Origin of the sequence: Lysinibacillus sphaericus, from assembly GCF_006864135.1 — a bacterium.
Lineage (GTDB): Bacteria > Bacillota > Bacilli > Bacillales_A > Planococcaceae > Lysinibacillus.
In genome coordinates, this window is record NZ_SADV01000014.1 from 43734 (window position 1) to 64108 (window position 20375).

The following is a 20375-nucleotide window of genomic DNA, read 5'->3' on the forward strand; positions in this document are numbered from 1 at the left end:
GTAAAGAAAAACTAGATTTAGTTTTCTTTTAATTGGCAACATTAAGTGTTTTTAGAAAGGATAAAAAAATGGTCTTAAAAAAAGAAAATAGTATATCTCATGAAGATTCACCCATTATTATTCATCAAGAAGAACACGGTTTAAAAAAGGGTTTGAAATCTCGACATTTAACAATGATCTCGATTGGTGGAGCAATTGGTACAGGATTGTTCCTTAGTAGCGGTGCAGCAATCAGTACCGCAGGTCCAGGCGGTGCATTACTAGCATATACTTTAGTTGGAGCTATGATTTTCTTTGTGATGACAAGTTTAGGAGAACTAGCAGCATTTATGCCTACAAGTGGTGCATTTAGTACTTATGGTACAAAATTTGTTGATCCAGCTTTTGGATTTGCAATTGGTTGGACCTACTGGTTTAATTGGGCAATGACGATTGCAGCTGAGTTATCTGCTTCTACAATGATTATGAAATTTTGGTTTCCAAACAGCTCATCTATAGTATGGAGCGGTTCATTTTTAGCTCTTATTTTCCTATTAAATTTTCTATCCGTTAAAGGATACGGTGAAGGAGAATATTGGCTGTCATTAATTAAAGTAAGTGCAATTGTAATTTTTATTATAGTCGGCTTACTAATGATTTTCGGTATAATGGGTGGGGAAGCAGTAGGATTCAAAAATTTTACTGTAGATGATGCACCTTTTTCAGGTGGAATTTTAGGTGTTTTTATTGTCTTTATTGCAGCAGGGTTTTCATTCCAAGGTACAGAAATTGTTGGGGTAGCTGCTGGAGAAAGCGAGAATCCAGCGAAAAATGTACCTACAGCTATTAAAAGTGTGTTTTGGAGAATTCTTCTTTTCTACGTATTTGCAATTTTAGTTATTGGGCTTATCATACCGTATACACATCCAAATTTACAAAGTGAAAATGTAATGGTCAGTCCATTTACCATGGTATTTGAAAAAGCTGGATTTGCATTTGCTGCTTCATTAATGAATGCTGTTATTTTATCAGCAGTTTTATCAGCAGGGAATTCAAGTTTGTATGCTTCAACACGTATGCTATACTCTATGGCTAAAGAAGGCCAGGCTCCAAAAATTTTTGGAAAGTTGAACAAACGTGGTGTTCCTGTTGCGGGTATGATATTAACATGTGCAGTCGGTATGCTTGCCTTTTTAGCTTCCTTTTTTGGGGATGGGGTAGTTTATATTTGGTTAATGAATGCAATAGGTATAACAGGGTTTATCTTCTGGTTAGGAATCTCTGTCAGTCACTATCGATTCCGTAAAGCTTATATTGCACAAGGGTATTCGTTGGACGATTTGCCTTATAGAGCAAAATGGTTCCCGATTGGACCGATTTTTGCAATAGCATGTGGACTAATTGTAATCATTGCACAAAATTTCCAAGCGTTTATGGCTGAAGAAATAGATTGGGGTAGTGTTATTGCAGCATATTTAGGAATCCCATTCTTCCTTTCTTTATGGTTGGGCTATAAAATCATTAAAAAAACAAAAATAGTTAATCTTAAGGATGTTGATTTTGAATTTGAAAATAATAATTTGAAATAATATAAAAAATTTGGCGGTAGTGGACTAAATCTATATGATCCCATCTACTAGCTAACTGTAGTCTCGCAGATGCCAAAAGTATCTGCGAGACTTTTTTAATAAATAGCAAAGTTCAATTCATAAATTGTACGTGGGCGGCCTTGTTGGTGAGTCATTTCTTCACCAACTACTTTAGCATAGCCGTTATCCACTAATTTTTTAATAATACGCTCTGTTGTGCGGCGTGTAACTTGTAAGTATTCTGCAAGATTATGAGATGTAAATTGAGCTGATTGTCGCTCTCGGCTAAAATGAATGATCTTGGAAATATTTAATGGACTTAAGCTTGTTTGCTTTGCCATTTGTAAAACGTAGGGATCATCAGTTTTTAAAGCTAGTCTTACTTCTGATTTAGGGAATGGTCCTAGCAAATTTTTATGTTCATCTAGCATATAAATTTCATAAGGTTTAGCAAATGTTAATGCATTCTTAGCATTTTGAGTTGCTTCAAATATTGAATGACCATAACCAAATGCTAGCTTAAATGGCTGATCGGTTTGTTGTAATAAGCTCTGTAAATTCTTTTTTTCGAGTGCCCTTTGCAAATGCCCAGCTGTCGTATATAGCTCAAAAGAGTACGGTGAAATTTCTTTATAAGTTGAATGTGTAGCTGCTGTGATTTGTCTTAACATGTTATAGTCTATAAGTTTATCTTTAGGAGCTTCTAATAGCCCGACAACGGCTTTTACAGATTCGGATTTTATAAGAAGTGATTGGGATTTCGTTTCCTCTAAGCATTGTACAATGGAGTTAGTTGCATCTAACATGCGCATTGCAGGTATTTGAAGAGCTTGTAATTCATCGAACACACTATGGATACTTGTTATGACAAAATCAATGCTGTTAGCCTCCCATAAAGCTATATGATGCTGTAATATAGAGTGGGTGGATTTCGTGATAGAAATAGGTTGGATATATGGTTTTGAACCATAATACTCTATTTCTGTTAGAACATTTTCTACAATAGCTGGATTCATAACATCAATGGAAATTCTATTCAAAGGTACTGCATGATTTGCTATCAGGGACAGTAAAGTTGTAGAAATTGCCGCCTCATCTTGTTTTATATAATTCCAAGGTATAGGAAGTTCTGACAAAGCAGATTGGGCATGTAAATAGGGTAGCGTTCCTCCAAATAAGAGTGCATCACAGGGCTTCATTTCCTTTAACAAAACGGGTACCTCTGTAGGTTGATTGTAAAGATAAAAATCTATTTGAATATTTTCTATGTTTTGTGCGATACTGTTTATACGCTTCATAAATGCTTTAGAGCAGATAACCGCTATTTTAGTAGACATAAGCAACGCTCCTTTTCTATTCTATATTTTTTCAACAATTAGCGACGTATTAGCGACAATTAAATTATACAGGAGATTGATAAAAATGAAAATCCAACAAGTAGAAATTTTTGCAATTCATTTACCACTTATTGATCCATTTATCATCAGCTATGCTACATATGATACAATGCCTTCTATTATTTTGAAGGTGACGACAGACACAGGAATTGTGGGCTACGGTGAAGCTGTACCAGATGAGCACGTAACAGGGGAGACGTGGGAGAGCACATATGCTGTATTAAAGAACCAGCTTGCTCCTGCAATCATTGGAGAAAATCCAATGGCCTTTGAAAAGCTTCACGATAAATTGAATAAAGTTGTGAAGGATGTACCAGCAGCGAAAGCAGCGATTGACATTGCTTGTTTCGATATTGCAGGGAAAGCGTTACAAGTTCCGGTGTATCAACTACTAGGTGGGCGTTATCATGAGAAATTCCCGATTACACATGTACTGAGCATTGGAACACCTGAAGCGATGGCAGAAGAGGCGGTTAACCGTGTAGAGATGGGCTATCGATCATTTAAAATGAAGGTAGGAACAGAGGTAGCCCGTGATGTTGCTCGTATTAAAGCGGTGCGTGAACGTATTGGTGAAGACATCGCCATTCGAGTAGATGTAAACCAAGGATGGGGCAATGCGTCAACTACTTTACAAGGTTTACGTGCATTAAAGGATCTAAATATCGATTGGTTAGAGCAGCCAGTAGATAGTGAAGATATTGATGGTATGGTAGAAGTGAAGTCGAAAACAGATGTACCATTAATGATTGATGAAGGGCTTCACGGTGTACGTGAAATGCGTGAAATTATTGCAAAGCGTGCAGCAGATAAAGTCAATATTAAATTAATGAAGTGCGGTGGAATTTATCCTGCTATGAAACTAGCAGTGATGGCTGAAATGGCAGGCATTGAATGTCAAATCGGTTCAATGGTAGAATCATCGGTTGGTTCAGCAGCCGGTTTCCATGTAGCATTCTCTAAAAAAATAATGACAAGTGTAGAATTAACAGGTCCATTAAAATTTTCTAAGGATGTTGGAAACTTACACTATGATGTGCCATTTATTTGTTTAAATGAAAACCCAGGATTAGGTGTAGACGTAGATGAAGAAATCCTTAAAGAATTATGTAAGTTCTCAACAATTGTAACAGCCTAAGGAGGCGGCGGAATGGAAAAAATTTACGAAGGCATGCTTGGAGAAACGCCGTTTTTTGTGACAACATTAAATCTTCGGCATTTGCAAGAGATTGAAAACTTACAGCTTGTGGTTTATCAATCATTAGCGGACCAAAGTGTTTTACAACCATTAAGCACTGAGGAATTTGACTATATTTTAAGCGGCAATGGCATGATGATAGGTGCTTACGTAGGAGATGAGTTAATTGCCTTTCGTGCATTATTGAATCCACCTGTTGATGGCGAACACCTTGGCTATGATTGTGGGATTGCCGAGGTTGAATTTCATAAAGTTTTATATCAAGAAATATCGAATGTCTCACCAACATATCGTGGCTATGGATTACAAAAAACATTAGCCCAAGTTGTCATGGGCCATATCGATTTAGAGAAATATGATTATGTATGCTCCACAGTAAAGCCATATAATATCCCTAGCTTGAAAGATAAATTTTTTCAAGGGCTAGTCGTAAAGGGATTAAAGATTAAGTATGTAGATAAGCTACGATATATTTTCTATAAAGACTTGCGTCAAGAGCTATCAACCTTTACAGAAAAGAAGACGATTTCAATGGATGATACAGTTGGTCAGCAACAGCTTTTGGAACAGGGTTATATAGGTACTTCTATGTATGAGGATCAAAATAATTGGTTCGTCGTTTATGAAAAATAAATACCAGCAAAAAGCCTTACCTTTTACTTATTGTAAGAGGTAAGGCTTTTTTGTTTAGGAGATTTTTATTTCATCGGGCAAAAGCCACAAGCCATTAAACCAGGTATGTCTTTAGAAAAACAGCATGATTTCCGTACGGGAACGTTCACTAAATTAGTGGGGCTTTGACCTCCTGTATATTGTGCCCACCAAGATTTGTTGGAGAAGCGAGCCCATGTTTTAGGGTCCTCTAAAGCTTCAATATCTTCCATCGCTTGATCAGCTAGACCAGGATTAGAAAGCAATACATGATAGTGCCAAAGTAGATATCCAAAGAAATTCTCCCAAATAGTAAGAGGGGAAATAGATGTTACTTTACGGAGCTGTTGAACGATAACATGCCCATCATATAGAATCTTCTCAATAACGGTTTGACGTTCTTCCTCCTCGACATAGCGCCAATCGTTAGGGTTAACAAACATTGCGACTGTAAAACTGTCGACTTCTTTTGCTGCATCAAAGCGGAGCTCGATAGGTTTTCCATTCCATACCTCGTCATAGGCAGCAAGCATGTAAAGTTGCATAGCGAAAAACATACCGTAGCGGCGTGCAAAGTGCGAAATAGCGGCTGTTTCCGTTGCTGCCTCCGTAATTCCCATCATAAGGTTTAAAAAGTCAGGATGGTAAAAGTCCTTATGTATATCAGCTAATGTAAATAATGTCCGCTTTGGTTCTGTTGTATAAATGCTATAGGAATTCAATTGTCGAACTTGATCCATCGTTAATGCTGGCATTGTCATCACCTTTTCTTTCATTCTTCTGCTACTTCAATTATAAATTAATCATTTTTGCTTCACAAATGGTATGCAATATAGTAAAATGTATTAAACGTATCTGAAAGGTTGGTTTTAAAATGTCACAGCCTCATGCAATTCGCCTCTCGTTCGACCTAATCAATGGACGATTTTGTTAAGTGTCATTCTAACGTGGGTCGCTTGGATTTTAGCAATTCCATTAGTAGCAAATTTACTTGGTGTTTTATGCAATTACAATCCTATTATTCGGGTAGGGAAGCTGTTTCTAAAAAATGCGCTATCTACATATATACCAGAGGATGCGCAGCAGCAAAAATTTAATTCTAGTATTGCTAGCTTTTGTTTAGCAGGAGGAATTTTAGGTTACTTGCTTAAATGGCAGGTGGTTGGCTATCTCTTTACGGGAATGGTCGCTATAGCTTCATCGATAGCAATTGCAGGCTTTTGTATAGGTTGTTTCTTTCATTTTCAGCTAAAGCAATGGCAATATCGTCGCTCGCTGAAGAAGGCATAAAAAAAACTTAAAAAATTTTCAGATTAATGTTGACTTTGTAATTGATAATGATTATCATTATCGTATAAAGATTATTCCTCCTCTACAATACAGTGTAGAGAGGATGAACTTTAGCTACTTTTCTCCAGAAGTTTGCTAGTTCATGATAACGCTCCTAAAACCCCCCTCATTTTTTGGGAACGTAAAATCTCTAGACGACTCACTCCATTGAGATTGAGTCGTCTTTTTTTTGCTTGAAACGGCAATTGTTCCGATAAAACGGCATAATATTCCGATAAAATGATAATATGTTCCGATAAATCTTCAAAGCGTTCCGATAAAAATGAAATCCTTATCATAACGTGTGGTTGATTTCTGTTTCGGCTAGGCGCCGCTTCACTCGCATTGCTCGCTCCAAGGTCTCATCTGTGACGCTGATCCTACAAAATGATTATACCAAAAATTACAATTTAATATATAATATACCTTAACGAGAAGGGGTGTTTATTTTATGTTTTCTATTAGAAACTTCGAAGGTAATGAAAAAGAGTTTGAGTTTTTTCTAGATATGTTATATGAATCTATTCATATTCCTGAGAATAAACCATCAAAAGAAGTTTTACTAAACTCGCCTGGCATAAGAAAATATCATGAAGGTTGGGGGAGAAAGGGAGATAAAGTGTTGATTGCCTTTGACACAGAAAATCAAACTGTTGGAGCAGTCTGGTACAGATTGTTTGCCGATAATAATAAAGGCTATGGTTATATTGATGGCAACACGCCTGAAATAGGAATGGCTGTTTCAAAAGAAGTAAGAGGAAGAAGGGTGGGGACTTTACTGATGCATAAAATAATTCAACAAGCAAAGGATGAAGGATACAATACCATTTCACTTAGTGTAGACCTCGAAAATGACACGGCCATTAATATGTATCAAAAACTAGGTTTTAAAGATTATGAAGTAGTGGGGACATCTAAAACAATGATTTGCAAATTATAGTGCTCTCTTAAAAATGCACATTACTAAAAGTAAATTAAGTAATGTACATTTTTCATATTACTGAGTAGGGCTGCTGCTATGAACAGCGCTTTTTTTCCCTAGTATCATCGTATAGTAGCTATGTAGCAGCATGCCAACAATGATGACACCTAAGCCTGCGAGTGCAATTGGATTTGGGAATGCAATGCCGAGCAATAATACTTCACCAATTATGACAAAGAGTATTTCTGTGGATTGTGTTGCTTCGACTGCTGCAAGCTTGCCTTGATGATCGCGAACACGGTCCGTAGCAATGAAAAATAATGTTGTGGCGATGACACCAGAGCTTATACCAACAAGCAACGATTGCATCACTTGGTTGATGGAAGGTAGCCCGACCGTTGCTAATGCATAGATAGCTAGAATTATCCATGCAGGCATCGAGGCGATAGTCATGCCGAGAACTCGTTGATATGTATCGATGCGTCCGTCACAGATTTCCATCATTTTGCGATTACCAAGAGGGTAGGCAAATGCAGCGATGACAACAGGTAAAATACCAAGCATTAAACTTTTAAACGGAACAGATTGTGCTTGTGGTAGTTGGATAAGTAAAATGCCAACTAAAATGACACATGAAATAAGTAATGAAATAAGCGGTATTTTTTGACGTACTGTTTTCTCAGCTACTATTGAAACAAATAGGGGAGCTAGTAATACGCCAGCGACAATTGTCAATTGCCATGTTCCAGAAACGAGCCAACCTGGACCGAATGCTGCTGCAAATGTCAATGGTGCATAGAACAATACGAATCCAATAAAGCTCCAAAGTAGCCAAGCGACAGGCTGTGCTTTCATTTCACCTGATAGTTTGGAAAAACCTTTTCGATAGAAGACGATCACAAGTAAAAACGGAAGCATGAAGAAATAACGCAAAGATGCACTCCAAAGCCAGCTACCACCTTGCATTTCCATTGCATGATTTAATATAAATGTAACAGCAAAAAAAAGTGAGGCTAAAATGCCTAATGCAATTTCTTTCATTAAAATCACCTCAAAACCCTTTTTGTAATTTGAAAATTCAGTTATTGATTTTTTAAAAATTATGAAGAAGGGGTAGACCCTTCTTCATAATTATTTTCCTTGTTGTTCAAAGAGCTGTACGATTTCGATAATCACTTGTGTAGCTTTCTCCATCGTTTCTCCAGATACATATTCGAATTTACCGTGCATATTTTCGCCACCCGCAAAAATGTTTGGTGTTGGTAAGCCCATGTAAGAAAGCTGTGAACCATCAGTACCGCCACGGATTGGTAATGTAATTGGCGTAATATCTAACTTTTCCATCGCTACGCGTGCAATGTCAACGATTTCTTTTACAGGCTCAATTTTTTCGCCCATATTATAGTATTGATCTTCCATTGTAATGCTTAAAGCATCCTCGCCATATTGGGCTTTAATTTTCGCCGCAGCATCAAGCATTAATTGTTTTTTTGCTTCGAACTTTTGACGGTCATGGTCACGGACGATATATGAGAGCTCAGTATGCTCGATCGCACCGTTAAAGCCCATTAAGTGAATAAAGCCTTCATAACCATCCGTTTTTTCCGGTACTTCATCAGTAGGCATTTCATTTTGGAAAGCGATCGCCATTGTGATCGCATTGACCATTTTATTTTTCGCAGAACCAGGGTGTACACTCGTACCTTTTGTCACAACCTTTACGCCTGCAGCATTAAAGCTTTCGTATTGTAGCTCGCCAAGTGGTCCGCCATCCATTGTATAAGCATAGTCGGCTCCAAATGCAGCCACATCAAATTTATGAGGACCGCGGCCAATTTCTTCGTCAGGTGTAAACGCTACACGCAATTTACCATGTTTAATGGAAGGATTATTTACTAGGTATTCCATAGCCGTCATAATTTCTGCGATACCAGCTTTATCGTCAGCACCTAATAATGTAGTACCATCCGTTGTAATTAACGTTTGACCTACATAATTTTTAAGCTCAGGGAAATCAGTTGGCGACATCGCTAGATTTTCATTGAGCTGGATCGCTCCACCATCATAGTTGTCAATGCGCTGTGGTTTAACGTTTGTGCCAGTAAAATCTGTTGTAGTGTCCACATGTGCTAAAAAGCCAATAGTAGGCACTTTTTTATCTGTATTTGCTTCGAGTGTTGCAAATAAATAACCATTTGCATCTAGTGTAATGTCAGTTAAGCCTATTGCAGCAAGTTCATCTTTTAGTACATGCAATAAGTCAAATTGTTTTTGTGTTGAAGGAGTTGTTTCGCTTGTGAAATCAGATTGTGTATCAATTTTTGCATAACGAATTAAACGCTCAATTACTTGTTCTTTCATAAGTATGGCCTCCTAATGTGTATGTTTAACTTCTTTCAGCGGGCGCGCAAACATCCACTGAAATAGAGGAACTCAGTCTAAGACCGCCACGACCTGTGGCAATTTAACTGTGCGAAAGCGAAGCGACAGCAACACCACCAACACACGACTGAGTGACCAACATCGTGTTGGCCTAAAGCCTCCGGACATAATTATGCCGAGTCATAATTGATATTATTGTAACACTTTACTTCGGATTTCGGAATATTGAGAAATGCTTAAGGCAATTAGAATTTGGGCACTGTAATATGTCAACATAATAATCTCATGTGAACATGGTAAAGGCATAACAAATTTATTAATAGCTAAATAGGAATCTGATGAAATAAAGAGCAGAGCGCCAATCGTTGCAAATGTAGAACCAGTTCGAATGGCAGTCCAACCCATCGTTAATATGACGGAAATATAGGCAATTACAGCGATACCAAGCACGACTTCTCCTGATGAAAATACTGTACCTGCAATCCACACAGCCATACTTGCTCCGTAAACGAGTAAGACAATCTTCGCCCAAGCCGGTACTTGTCGTTCATTAGTAGAAGAAAAGGCCAGGATATAAAAAATATGCCCGATTAAGAAGCTTGTTAGCCCAATTAGAAACCACTGTAGCGTATAATCGCCGACCATACAAAACACAAGTCCGGTAACAATTAGTAGTTGATACTTTTTAATGCCTAAATTTTTTGATGTAGCGGCTAAGATAATGATTAAAAGCATTGGAATAATTTTAAAGATAAGTATCAAGCTTTCTGCAATATGGGACAGGAAGAAAACATAATAAAGACCGAACAAAATAATAAATGTTATTAAAATTTTTTTAGACAAATTTCTCATCTCCTTTTCTTTGAAATTCTTTATCTATGTAACAATTTCCTTTATTCTTTTATGAAAGAGGGTACCCATTCATCTTATGTATGAAACTTTTTTGGTATGTAGTCGTAAATAAGTGGACAGTAAGGTTAGAGAGGGTGAACAAAATGACTAAGCTATTAATAGCTTCGGCAGTCATTGGGCTAATCGCGAGTGTTTTATTAACACCGCTTATAACAAAAAAACGAGAAGATGGCGGATCTAAAAAGGTCATTGGATACTTCTTTATCGGTGTATTTGTACTAGGGTTTTTAGCTACTGGTATAACAGTATATGTGACAAAAATGGATGTAAACTGGCTTGCTTTTTGGCCCGCTATTATTTTATTAACATTAGGCGGCGCGCTTCTTGCAGGTGGTATAGAAAGAAAAATAAAGGGTGTTTTATTTTTAGCTAGTTTAGGTGTTGCAGTGTATGTATTATCAGCTCCTTTATGGAATGCTAATGAAAAATTCAAATCAGCTGAAATGAAGGAAGAGGTTGAAATAAAACCATTCGATGAAACACAAACACCAGCTAGTGTTCCTCCTAAATTTGCGCGCAATAAGATGAAAAAAGCGTTCGGACAAGTACCGAATACGAGTTATTATGAGCTAGGACGCTTACAGATTCAAAAAGTGAATGGTGAGTATGTTTATATTGCACCAGTTGAGTTCTCTGGGTTCTTTAAATGGATGAACGGCGGTTCGACTCCTGGTTACTTTATGATGAGTGCTACGGATTCAGCAGATAATCCAAAATTTGTTAAGCAGGAAATGAAGTATGTTCCGTCTGCTTATTTAAATTCGAATTTAGAACGTCATATACGTTTACAACATCCATTCCTTGTTTTTTGTGGAGATGTACAACTTGAAATAGATGATGATGGTAAACCATACTACATTCGTTCATATGGTGAATTTATTTCTGCACGTAATGGCTTCGATGTAAAAGGGATTGTGCTTGTAGATGCGCTAACAGGAAAATCAGAAGTTATTAAGCTGGAGGATGTCCCAGAATTTATTGATGGAGCGGTTTCTCCAGAGACGGTAAGCTTACAAAATAGTTATTTCGGTAATTATGTACATGGATTTTGGAACAGTAAGTTTGGTAAGAAAGATGTAAAACTGCCTTCTGATGAGGGAACAGAGGAAAATGTTAGCCCAATTTTTAACGAGAAAGGCGAAATGTATTATTTCACAGACTTTACGAGCCCTAAAGAGGGTGTCGATTCAATGCTTGGCTATTCCTTAACAAATGCAAGAACAGGTCAAGCAACCTATTATACTGGAAATCAAGACGCTTCTTATATGGATTCACAAGGTAACTTGCAAATTATCGAGAAGAAATTTATAGAGAAAAAATGGTCTGGAGAAATGCCTGTGTTGTATAACTTTTACGGTGAAGCAAGCTGGCTAACAGCGGTACTTGATTCAAATGGTTTCTTACAAAATTATTTCATCGTATCTGCGGCAAATCCTGAAATTTCCGTATATGCAACGACTCCTAAAGAGGCATTAAAATTATATAAAACAGCTTTAAGTCGTGGTGGAACTACAGTCGAAGGAAGCTCACATGCGGAAGAGAAAAATGCAAGTGGAAAGGTGCTTCGCGTTTACAAGGAACGTCTCGGCGACTATACAGTTGTATCGTTTTTACTAAATAACGGTGAAAACTATTTAGTAAGCTCGGAAACAGAACCGCTTGCCATTTATTTGCAAGAAGGTGATGATGTCATTCTCACATACGGTGATACAGGAGAGCAGTTCTTACCAGTTCGATCATTGATTATTAAAGGATTACAATAGAAGTAAATCAATTTGAATGAAGAAAAAAGACGATCTAGTAGTACTATGCTACGAAGATCGTCTCTTTTTATGTTGGCTGAGATTCCATATAGTGAAGCATCTTTTCCTGGTGATTAGTAAAAAGTGCTTTCGCATGATCGTTTAACGCAAATATTTCATGAAAGTACCCTTGCAGTAAATGATGTTCATATTCAAAAGGATAAGAATCTTCGTTTTCTAATATATGTGCTAATAAAAGTGCATGTAACACCACGACCTCTAAATTTTGTGTATTTGTAATAAATTTTAAGTTGAGGATGGTAGTGTGGGAAACGAATTGATTCACATAATTAATAGCATCTTTATAAACAACTAAGTCGATATGTGGTTCAAGGCGTTTTCTTAATAAAGTACACTCATTATTTAAGTCTTGAATTTTTAAAAATAAACCTCTTACACTTCGCTTATGTTGTTGTTCTAATGTACGAGCAAGATGTTTATTGACATAGGACATTTATACATAACTCCTTTTCACATAGCGGTCATCTATTAGTATTAATGGAATTGTTTGAAAAGGAAAGAGTCTTTTTGTTTAATTTATACCTAAATTTAACATATGGATTTGGACAAAAATACTAGGTGTAGAGAGCTGATAATGAAAAGTGGAGTTACTATCATACGATAGTAACTCCACACAGTTTGCTGATGAAATTATTTCCAACTGAAACCTTTTTTTGCTAAAAATTCATTAATGTGAGGACGGCGCTGTTCAATTAAAAAATCAGTCATTTGCTTTGTCCAGTTATCAATTTTTCGATTGGATGAGCGATTATTATAGTATGTTTCCATTGTGTCGTTGTAAGCTGGTAAAAGCTCTTCGTATTTGTCTGCATTATATTCATTTTCATGTAATACTGCTGCAACCGGTAAACGAGGTTTTACTTCATTACGACGAGCAGGAACCCCAATTGTTAAGCCGAAAAGTGGGAAAACATAGTCAGGTAGATTGAATAATTCGCTTATTTCTTCAGGTTTATTACGTACGCCTCCAATGTAACAAATCCCATATCCCATTGATTCCGCAGCAACGACAAAGTTTTGAGCGAATAATGATACATCAGCTACTCCAACAAGTACGTTTTCTGCCGAATCAGCCACAATATCTACACCTTCTAATTTACCTGCTGATTGCAGACGCTTGAAATCTACACAGAAGACAAAGGCACCGCCAGAAGTTTCGTATTGACGAGGATTACCAGAGAGCAACCCTAATTTTTCTTTTTTCTCTGCATCTGTTACCCAAATTACACTATAAGCTTGTACGAAATGGGAAGTAGCAGCCATTTGTGCAGTAGAAATTAATTCTTCTATAATTTCTTTTGAAATCGGATTTCCATCATAAATACGAACCGAGGAGTGGTTCTGTAATAATTCTTTAACCATTTAAAATCTCCTTTTCCCCTTTATATAACAAGAGCATATCACGCTTCTTCTTCAAAATCGAATTTATCTTTCTTCAGGAAATATTTTTGTAGTGAAAGCAAAGCGACAGCTACAATTACACCAAGGTAAAATTTATTAAAAGGTGTTGAAAATTATTTTTGAATAATTTGCGAATGCATAAAATTTCTCGTAATATAAAATATTTCGTTAGTTATAGATTAAAAATTCTAAATAGTTTAAAATTATATACGGACGGTTTATTTGGTTGGATTTCTAATAATTGGATGACTATACCATAAGGATTAAACCGAGTAATTTAGTTAAACAAAATAAAGTGGGATGGGGGAAGAGGGATGGCAGAAAAGTTGGCGAAAAAGCTTCGTAATGAACAGCTACGGAGCAAGGTTGTAACAGCAGAAGAAGCAGCATCTTGGATTAAGGATGGTATGGTACTTGGGATGAGCGGCTTTACACGTGCTGGTGATGTTAAAGTGGTGCCCCTTGCACTTGTGGAGAAAGCTAAAAAAGAGAGCTTCAAGGTAGATGTATATACAGGTGCATCACTTGGCCCGGAAGTTGACCAATACTTAGCAGAAGCTGGCGTTATTCGTAAACGTGGACCTTTCCAAGCAGATGCCGGTATTCGTAACAAAATCAACAGTGGCGAAATTTCATTTGTTGATGCGCATTTATCACATAATGCGGAGCTAGTGCGCCAAGGGATTATTGGCCCTATTGATTTTGCAATTATTGAAGCGGCTGCTATTACAGAAGACGGCTTACTAATTCCTACTACTTCAGTTGGTAACTCTCCTATTTTTGTGCAAGAAGCAGACCAAATCATCATTGAGTTGAACATAGCTCAGCTTGATGCATTAGAGGGTGTCCATGATATTTTTGTACCAGGACCACAGGGGAAACGTGATCCGATTCCATTACAACATGTATCCGATCGGCTTGGCACAGTTGGTATACCACTAGATTTAGATAGAGTAAAAGGCATTGTGATTTCAGATATTTTAGATGCACCATCAACGATTGTTCCTGCAGATGAAGAAACAGGTATTATGGCCAATCATTTATTAAACTTCCTACGTGAAGAAATTAAAGTAGGTCGTTTAACAACAAGCTTAAGACCCATTCAATCAGGTGTAGGCTCAGTAGCAAATGCTGTTTTATTAGGCTTTAAAGATTCTGAGTTTGAGAACTTAGAAGTATATTCAGAAGTACTGCAAGATGCAGTATTCGAATTAATTGATGCAGGGAAGGTAAACTTTGCATCTGCTACTTCTATTACCCTTTCTGAGGAAGTTGGAAACCGAGTTTATGGTAATTTTGAAAAATATGCAGATAAACTAGTATTACGTCCGCAAGAAATTTCTAACCAACCAGAAATTATTCGCCGACTCGGGTTAATTTCTGTTAATACAGCGCTAGAGGTAGACATTTATGGGAATGTGAATTCTACGCATGTTTCTGGCACAAAAATGATGAATGGAATCGGCGGCTCCGGGGACTTTGCACGTAATGCGAGATTAGGCATTTTCGTCACGAAATCTTACGCGAAAGGTGGAAATATTTCTAGTATCGTTCCAATGGTCTCGCATGTAGACCATACAGAGCATGATGTAGACGTAATCGTCACAGAGCAGGGAGTAGCAGACCTACGTGGACTTGCTCCAAAAGAACGGGTTGGCCTCATTATCGATCATTGTGCACATCCGGAATATCGTGAGCAATTATGGAAGTATTTTAATGATGCCAATGAAGCAACAGGTGGACACCATACGCCACACAATCTAGAAAAAGCGCTCTCATGGCATGTGAATTACGCAAAAAATGGTACGATGAAAAATCCAGCTTTATCGAAATAATAAAGTAATAAAAGCCTTGAAGGACAGTTGACTTGTTCCTTCAGGGCTTTTAATTTGTTAAAAATGAAATCCCAAAAGCATCCTCGAGAAGTGAATCAGGTAATCGGGTAGACCGGAAAAGTGATAGGGTAAGCCCGGGAAGTGATTAGGTAATCCCCTCAGTTGTTTAAAAAAACCCTGGCTTCCTTACAGTAATCCAATCCATTTCCAATATGTTGCAGAAAATAAAAGAACTAGAATATATCCAATAATCGTTAATGGTATACCGGATTTTAAGAAATCTTTTGTTGTAAACGCTCCTGTCCCATACGCAAGCATATTTTGCGGTGCGCTAATAGGTAAGAGGAAGCCGAAGCTAATGACGAATTGTTGTACGATAACGAAACCAACCTGATCGACATTAGTCGTTAATGTTGAGGCTAAAACGATAAATACAGGTACAAGCGCAGATGCTAAGCTTGTTGCACTCGCAAAGCCTAAATGAATAAGAATATTAAATAAAGTAACAAGCGCGATTGTTGCAAGAATTGGCATAGAATCTAAACCAAGTGAACCGAATACTTTATCAGATAACCACGATGCACCTTTTGTATTAAGCAAGACCGTGCCTAGCATAATTCCTACAGCGAAGACGATAATTGTCCCCCAAGGAATATGTGGTTCAACTTGCTTCCATGAATAGACTCCGATTTTTGGCATTAATAAAATAGCGATTGCAACGATTGTGACAGTTGTCGTATCGAATGGGTGAAGTTTGCCCTCAGCAGCCCAGAAAAATAGTAAAACTACTGATGTTATAATTAATCGAATTTCAGGAGCCTTTAATGGACCAAGTTCCGCAAGCTGTTTTTTTATTACTTCTCTACCACCTGCAATATTACTTGTTTCAGGCTTAATTAGTGTAATCATAATGAAAAATAGAGCGACTGACATGATGATTGAGAAGGGAGCAGCATAAAGTAACCAAGCACCCCAAGAAATATCCACACCAAACTGTTCTTTGATGAAGTTTAAAGCGACCATATTTTGAGCTGCTGCCGTCTTTATACCGATATTCCAAATAGAGACAGCTTGCACAGAGGTAATGACAAGTAGAGCAGCAAGTCGACTATCACGTTGTAAACCAAATGCTGCTACCATTCCAAGTAGTATTGGCACAACTGCGCCTGCACGTGCAGTAGCAGAAGGGACAAAGAATGCGAGTGCAATAGATACTAAAATAGCACCGAATACAATGGCTTTCGTTTTTGTCCCTACGAGTGAAAGGATCCATAGCGCAAGTCTTTTATGTAAATTGGTAATCTGCATGGCTGCCGCTAGGAAAAGTGCTGCGGCTACTAGTGCTACTGCTGAATTACTAAATCCACTTAATGCTAATTTTAATGCATCTGAAGTGCCTAGCTCTCTCGTTGAATCTTCCATTGATGGAGCTAACCCTAATAAGATTGTAACGAGAGCAATAATCATAGCAGAGCTAACAGGGTAGGATACTGCCTCTGTAACCCAAAGGATGACCGCAAAAGCTAAAATAGCTAAAGCGCGTTGTCCGGCTACAGGTAAATCACCGTTGTTAGGTAAAAAAGTAATGATGATTAATGAAGCGAAGGCTAATCCAATCCAGAGTGGTTTCAAATTACGTTTTGGTTTTGCTTGTTCAGAAGTAGACATACCTTTTCATCCTTTCTTAAACATGACTGTAATTTTCACATCGGCTAGTAAAATGCTTTATTAAGAAAGTTAATTTGTCTATTTATTGTAAAAAAACTAGAATGTGAAATACTCTCTATTTATAGCGATAATGGGCAGTTGCGAGAAAATAGATGGTCATAGAAAAGACAAAAATATCCAAAAGATATTATTTTTGGTCCATCACCAAAAGTTGCGGATGACTTTTGTTAAAACGTCTACTATGTAAATAGTTGATTGGAGTGGGGACTGGGCGACTCCTCGGGGATCAGCAATAGAGGAACGAAGGCTAAAAGCATCACATCCTGTGATAACGCCTTCGTGACCAACATCGTGTTGGCCCGAGACCGTGCAGCGTAGCGGATGTTTTCTGTGCGAAAGCGAAGCGTCAGCAACAAGTGTTTTTTCTGTGCGAAAGCGAAGCGTCAGCAACAAGTGTTTTTTCTGTGCGAAAGCGAAGCGTCAGCAACAAGTGTTTTTTCTGTGCGAAAGCGAAGCGTCAGCAACAAAGCGCCCAGTCGGAACGGAAATCAACCACACGTTTTGGTGAGGATCCTTATTTTTTCTTTTTGAATGCTGAAGTCACTTTAGGCTCAGTTCCTAGCAGCAATCGCTTAATATTTTCGATATGCAAAATGATGGCTATACCAAAAAGTAATAGGGCTATAATCGTTGGGACTGTTCCAGGAATCCATAAATATGTGGCTGTACAGAAAACGAGATAAAACTCAAGTACACCGACAATTAAATAGTTCGTTACGAAAGATAATATAACAAATAAAATGAGTGCAAATAAGCCAATTGTCCAATCAATCGCAAGTAATATCCCTATGATTGAAGCAGTTCCTTTACCGCCATTGAAGCCCATATAAAATGGGAAATTATGACCTAGAATGACACCGGCAGCTACAATATACGTGAAGAACCAAACTTGTACTTCTGTTAATTGTGTTATATCTGCTAAATAGGCATGTGCACAGATTATAGCTGCAACGCCTTTGCCGATATCGATCAGTGCAACTAATATGCCGTATTTCCAGCCAAGGGAAAGTGTTGCGTTAGAGGCACCTGCATTGCCATGGCCAGTCTTTTTTAAATCTACCCCAGATAAAAACTGAGCAACTTTAGAGCCGTGAATACAGCCAATCAAATAACCAACAAGAAGAAAAATAATAACGGCTTTTATCATAAAAATTCTCCTTTCAAAATAAAATAGGCTCGTCACTAATGTTAGGAATGACGTTTGTTATAACATATGCCCTAAAGTTGATTGGAGTGGAGACTGGGCGCCCCTAGGAGAGCACATAGTCGGAACTGTAATCAACCCCACATTTTGGTGATAAAAACAATAAATATCAAAATAGTGTATGCGTTCGTATTACGTAAAAAAGCAGACGGAAGTTTCAGAAAAAATAAAATTTTAGTATTGACAGTGAAAAAGTCTATGTTTATACTGTGTAACAACGATGGAAATTGAATCTCATACTCTTATCAAGAGCGGCGGAGGGATAGGCCCTATGATGCCCGGCAACCAGTAAGTGATGAACTTGCTAAGGTGCTAATTCCTACAGATTCTTATTGGATCTGGCAGATAAGGGGAGGAAAACTTGCAGCCGCAACCCTCTTCTTAGCTGAAGAGGGTTTTTGTTTTCTACTAAAAAAATCCTCCTCATCTCCGGTACCATCGTAAAAAAATAACCATTTGGAGGTATACAATGACAAAATTTAAACCAGAAACATTGCTGTTACACGGTGGCCAAGAGCCAGACCCGGTAACAGGATCACGAACAGTACCGATATATCGCTCAACGGCTTTCGTTTTTAAAGACACTGCTCATGCGCAACGTCTTTTTGCCTTAGAGGAAGCCGGCAATATTTACACACGAATTACAAACCCAACTGTAGATGTTTTTGAAAAACGCGTCGCTTTATTAGAAGGCGGTACAGCAGCAGTAGCACTTTCATCTGGTGCAGCAGCTATCGCATTTTCCATTTTAAATCTTGCAGGGGCAGGCGATGAAATCGTTGCAGGTAGCTCTTTATACGGAGGTACTTATAATTTATTCGCCAACACACTACCAAACTACGGTATTAAAACGATTTTTGTAGACGAAACAAATCCGGAAAATTTCCGAGCAGCTATTACTGATAAAACAAAGGCCGTGTTCGCTGAAATTTACGGTAACCCAAGTTTAAAGGTACTAGATATTGAAGCAGTAGCAAATATAGCACATGAAAACGGCTTGCCATTAATTATTGATAGCACATTTGCTTCACCATATGGCTCTACACCAATTGACTACGGTGCAGATATTGTTGTTCATTCCGCAACAAAATGGATTGGTGGCCACGGAACAACTTTAGGTGGCGTTGTAGTAGATGCAGGGAAGTTCGATTGGACTCGTGGCCGTTTCCCAGGTTTTACTGAGCCAGATGCTTCTTATCACGGTTTACGTTATGGTATTGACACAGCAGAGGCAGCATTCGCCACAAAATTGCGTGTGCAATTACTACGCGACTTTGGTCCAACATTAAGTGCAGATGCAGCATTTAATTTATTACAAGGTTTAGAAACGCTTCATTTGCGTATTCCTAAACACAATGAAAATGCATTAGCGGTAGCTGAATATTTACGAAACCACCCATCTGTGGAATATGTAAATTACAACGGCTTAGAAGATTTCCCTACCTATAATTTAGCTAAAAAATATTTAAAAAATGGCTTCGGTTCAGTGCTTACATTTGGTATTAAAGGTGGACGTGAAGCAGGGCGTAAATTAATAGATAGTGTGAAATTATTCTCGCACGTAGCAAATGTAGGGGATGCGAAATCATTAATTATTCATCCAGCATCTACTACACATCAGCAACTATCTGCTGAGGAGCTAATCCAAACTGGCGTAACCGAGTCGCTCATTCGCTTATCCATCGGTTTAGAGGCAGTAGAGGACATCATTGAAGATTTAGAACAAGCTATTGAACAAGTAACAGCTTCACAACAAAAAGTAGAAGCTTAATAAATAAAGGACATTGGCTAATGTTGTCGAGTTTACGTATTTTCTCATTCGATAGGCCTCATTTGGTAATGCGTCAAACGTTGCTACATCATCCGCCCGCCTCATTCGGTGAAGAAGCTGAAAATTAATACCTAGTAATTTTATAAGTATTATTGACTTTCTTAATTCCTTGTTTTATACTAGGAAATAAGAAAAGTGTTCGAAGGGCTACCAACCTAGAACCAATGTTTTCAATTAATGCTTAAACTAATTTA

At 37.8% G+C, this 20375-nt stretch carries 16 protein-coding genes, 1 pseudogene and 1 riboswitch; of the genes and pseudogenes, 8 read left to right on the plus strand and 9 right to left on the minus strand.

Features of this window, described 5'->3' with window-relative positions; genetic code table 11:
* The first annotated feature begins 173 nt into the window (after nt 1–173).
* On the plus strand, nt 174–1568 hold the full coding sequence (locus C7Y47_RS16040) for an amino acid permease (RefSeq protein WP_255505222.1): 1395 nt from the start codon (nt 174–176) through the stop codon (nt 1566–1568).
* 95 nt (nt 1569–1663) lie between these two features.
* On the opposite strand, the gene C7Y47_RS16045 is transcribed toward C7Y47_RS16040, so the two are convergent.
* On the minus strand, nt 1664–2905 hold the full coding sequence (locus C7Y47_RS16045) for a hypothetical protein (protein WP_142509692.1): 1242 nt from the start codon (nt 2903–2905) through the stop codon (nt 1664–1666).
* Between the two features lie 85 nt (nt 2906–2990).
* Between C7Y47_RS16045 and C7Y47_RS16050 the strand changes: the two genes are divergently transcribed.
* Together C7Y47_RS16050 and C7Y47_RS16055 are read left to right on the plus strand one after the other, a co-directional pair.
* Nucleotides 2991–4103: a mandelate racemase/muconate lactonizing enzyme family protein gene (locus C7Y47_RS16050; RefSeq protein WP_142509693.1), complete on the plus strand. Its 1113-nt coding sequence runs from the start codon at nt 2991–2993 to the stop codon at nt 4101–4103.
* A gap of 12 nt (nt 4104–4115) precedes the next feature.
* Nucleotides 4116–4796 carry a GNAT family N-acetyltransferase gene (locus C7Y47_RS16055; RefSeq protein WP_142509694.1) on the plus strand — a complete coding sequence of 227 codons (681 nt, stop codon included), beginning with the start codon at nt 4116–4118 and terminating at the stop codon, nt 4794–4796.
* 65 nt (nt 4797–4861) lie between these two features.
* Here C7Y47_RS16055 and C7Y47_RS16060 read toward each other — a convergent pair whose 3' ends face one another.
* A complete protein-coding gene (locus C7Y47_RS16060) occupies nt 4862–5569 on the minus strand; it encodes a Fe-S oxidoreductase (RefSeq protein WP_142509728.1) in 708 nt (235 codons plus the stop codon).
* Between the two features lie 142 nt (nt 5570–5711).
* On the opposite strand from C7Y47_RS16060, the pseudogene C7Y47_RS16065 reads away from it, so the two are divergent.
* Together C7Y47_RS16065 and C7Y47_RS16070 are read left to right on the plus strand one after the other, a co-directional pair.
* Nucleotides 5712–6104 (plus strand): annotated as a pseudogene (locus C7Y47_RS16065) (DUF4395 domain-containing protein); the annotation flags it as partial.
* Between the two features lie 490 nt (nt 6105–6594).
* Nucleotides 6595–7083: a GNAT family N-acetyltransferase gene (locus C7Y47_RS16070; protein ID WP_142509696.1), complete on the plus strand. Its 489-nt coding sequence runs from the start codon at nt 6595–6597 to the stop codon at nt 7081–7083.
* A 57-nt stretch (nt 7084–7140) separates the two neighbouring features.
* Here C7Y47_RS16070 and C7Y47_RS16075 read toward each other — a convergent pair whose 3' ends face one another.
* The 3 genes from C7Y47_RS16075 to C7Y47_RS16085 all read right to left on the minus strand — a co-directional run bounded on the left by C7Y47_RS16075 (nt 7141) and on the right by C7Y47_RS16085 (nt 10290).
* The gene (locus C7Y47_RS16075) at nt 7141–8106 is read right to left on the minus strand and encodes a DMT family transporter (RefSeq protein ID WP_142509697.1); all 966 of its coding nucleotides are present in this window, start codon (nt 8104–8106) and stop codon (nt 7141–7143) included.
* Between the two features lie 90 nt (nt 8107–8196).
* A complete protein-coding gene (pepT, locus tag C7Y47_RS16080) occupies nt 8197–9426 on the minus strand; it encodes a peptidase T (protein WP_142509698.1) in 1230 nt (409 codons plus the stop codon).
* 213 nt (nt 9427–9639) lie between these two features.
* On the minus strand, nt 9640–10290 hold the full coding sequence (locus tag C7Y47_RS16085) for a lysoplasmalogenase (RefSeq protein ID WP_142509699.1): 651 nt from the start codon (nt 10288–10290) through the stop codon (nt 9640–9642).
* A 152-nt stretch (nt 10291–10442) separates the two neighbouring features.
* Here C7Y47_RS16085 and C7Y47_RS16090 point away from each other — a divergent pair, with 152 nt between their 5' ends.
* Nucleotides 10443–12122, plus strand: a complete 1680-nt coding sequence (locus C7Y47_RS16090; RefSeq protein WP_142509700.1) for a hypothetical protein — start codon at nt 10443–10445, stop codon at nt 12120–12122.
* A 67-nt stretch (nt 12123–12189) separates the two neighbouring features.
* Here C7Y47_RS16090 and C7Y47_RS16095 read toward each other — a convergent pair whose 3' ends face one another.
* Nucleotides 12190–12615, minus strand: a complete 426-nt coding sequence (locus C7Y47_RS16095) for a hypothetical protein (protein ID WP_142509701.1) — start codon at nt 12613–12615, stop codon at nt 12190–12192.
* A 197-nt stretch (nt 12616–12812) separates the two neighbouring features.
* Nucleotides 12813–13544 carry a class II chromate reductase ChrR gene (chrR, locus tag C7Y47_RS16100; protein ID WP_142509702.1) on the minus strand — a complete coding sequence of 244 codons (732 nt, stop codon included), beginning with the start codon at nt 13542–13544 and terminating at the stop codon, nt 12813–12815.
* Between the two features lie 353 nt (nt 13545–13897).
* Here chrR and C7Y47_RS16105 point away from each other — a divergent pair, with 353 nt between their 5' ends.
* Entirely contained in the window at nt 13898–15418 is a 1521-nt protein-coding gene (locus C7Y47_RS16105; RefSeq protein WP_142509703.1) for a succinate CoA transferase, read from the plus strand.
* Nucleotides 15419–15604: 186 nt separating this feature from the next.
* Here the strand turns inward: C7Y47_RS16105 and C7Y47_RS16110 are convergent, their stop codons facing one another.
* Together C7Y47_RS16110 and C7Y47_RS16115 are read right to left on the minus strand one after the other, a co-directional pair.
* Nucleotides 15605–17086, minus strand: coding sequence for a DASS family sodium-coupled anion symporter (locus C7Y47_RS16110; RefSeq protein ID WP_142509704.1), 1482 nt, complete (start codon nt 17084–17086; stop codon nt 15605–15607).
* 574 nt (nt 17087–17660) lie between these two features.
* Nucleotides 17661–18293: a glycerol-3-phosphate acyltransferase gene (locus C7Y47_RS16115; RefSeq protein WP_142509705.1), complete on the minus strand. Its 633-nt coding sequence runs from the start codon at nt 18291–18293 to the stop codon at nt 17661–17663.
* Between the two features lie 296 nt (nt 18294–18589).
* A riboswitch (SAM riboswitch) is annotated at nt 18590–18702 on the plus strand.
* Between the two features lie 117 nt (nt 18703–18819).
* Here C7Y47_RS16115 and C7Y47_RS16120 point away from each other — a divergent pair.
* Complete coding sequence (locus C7Y47_RS16120) at nt 18820–20121, plus strand: O-acetylhomoserine aminocarboxypropyltransferase/cysteine synthase family protein (RefSeq protein WP_142509706.1); 1302 nt, start codon at nt 18820–18822, stop codon at nt 20119–20121.
* Nucleotides 20122–20375 lie beyond the last annotated feature (254 nt).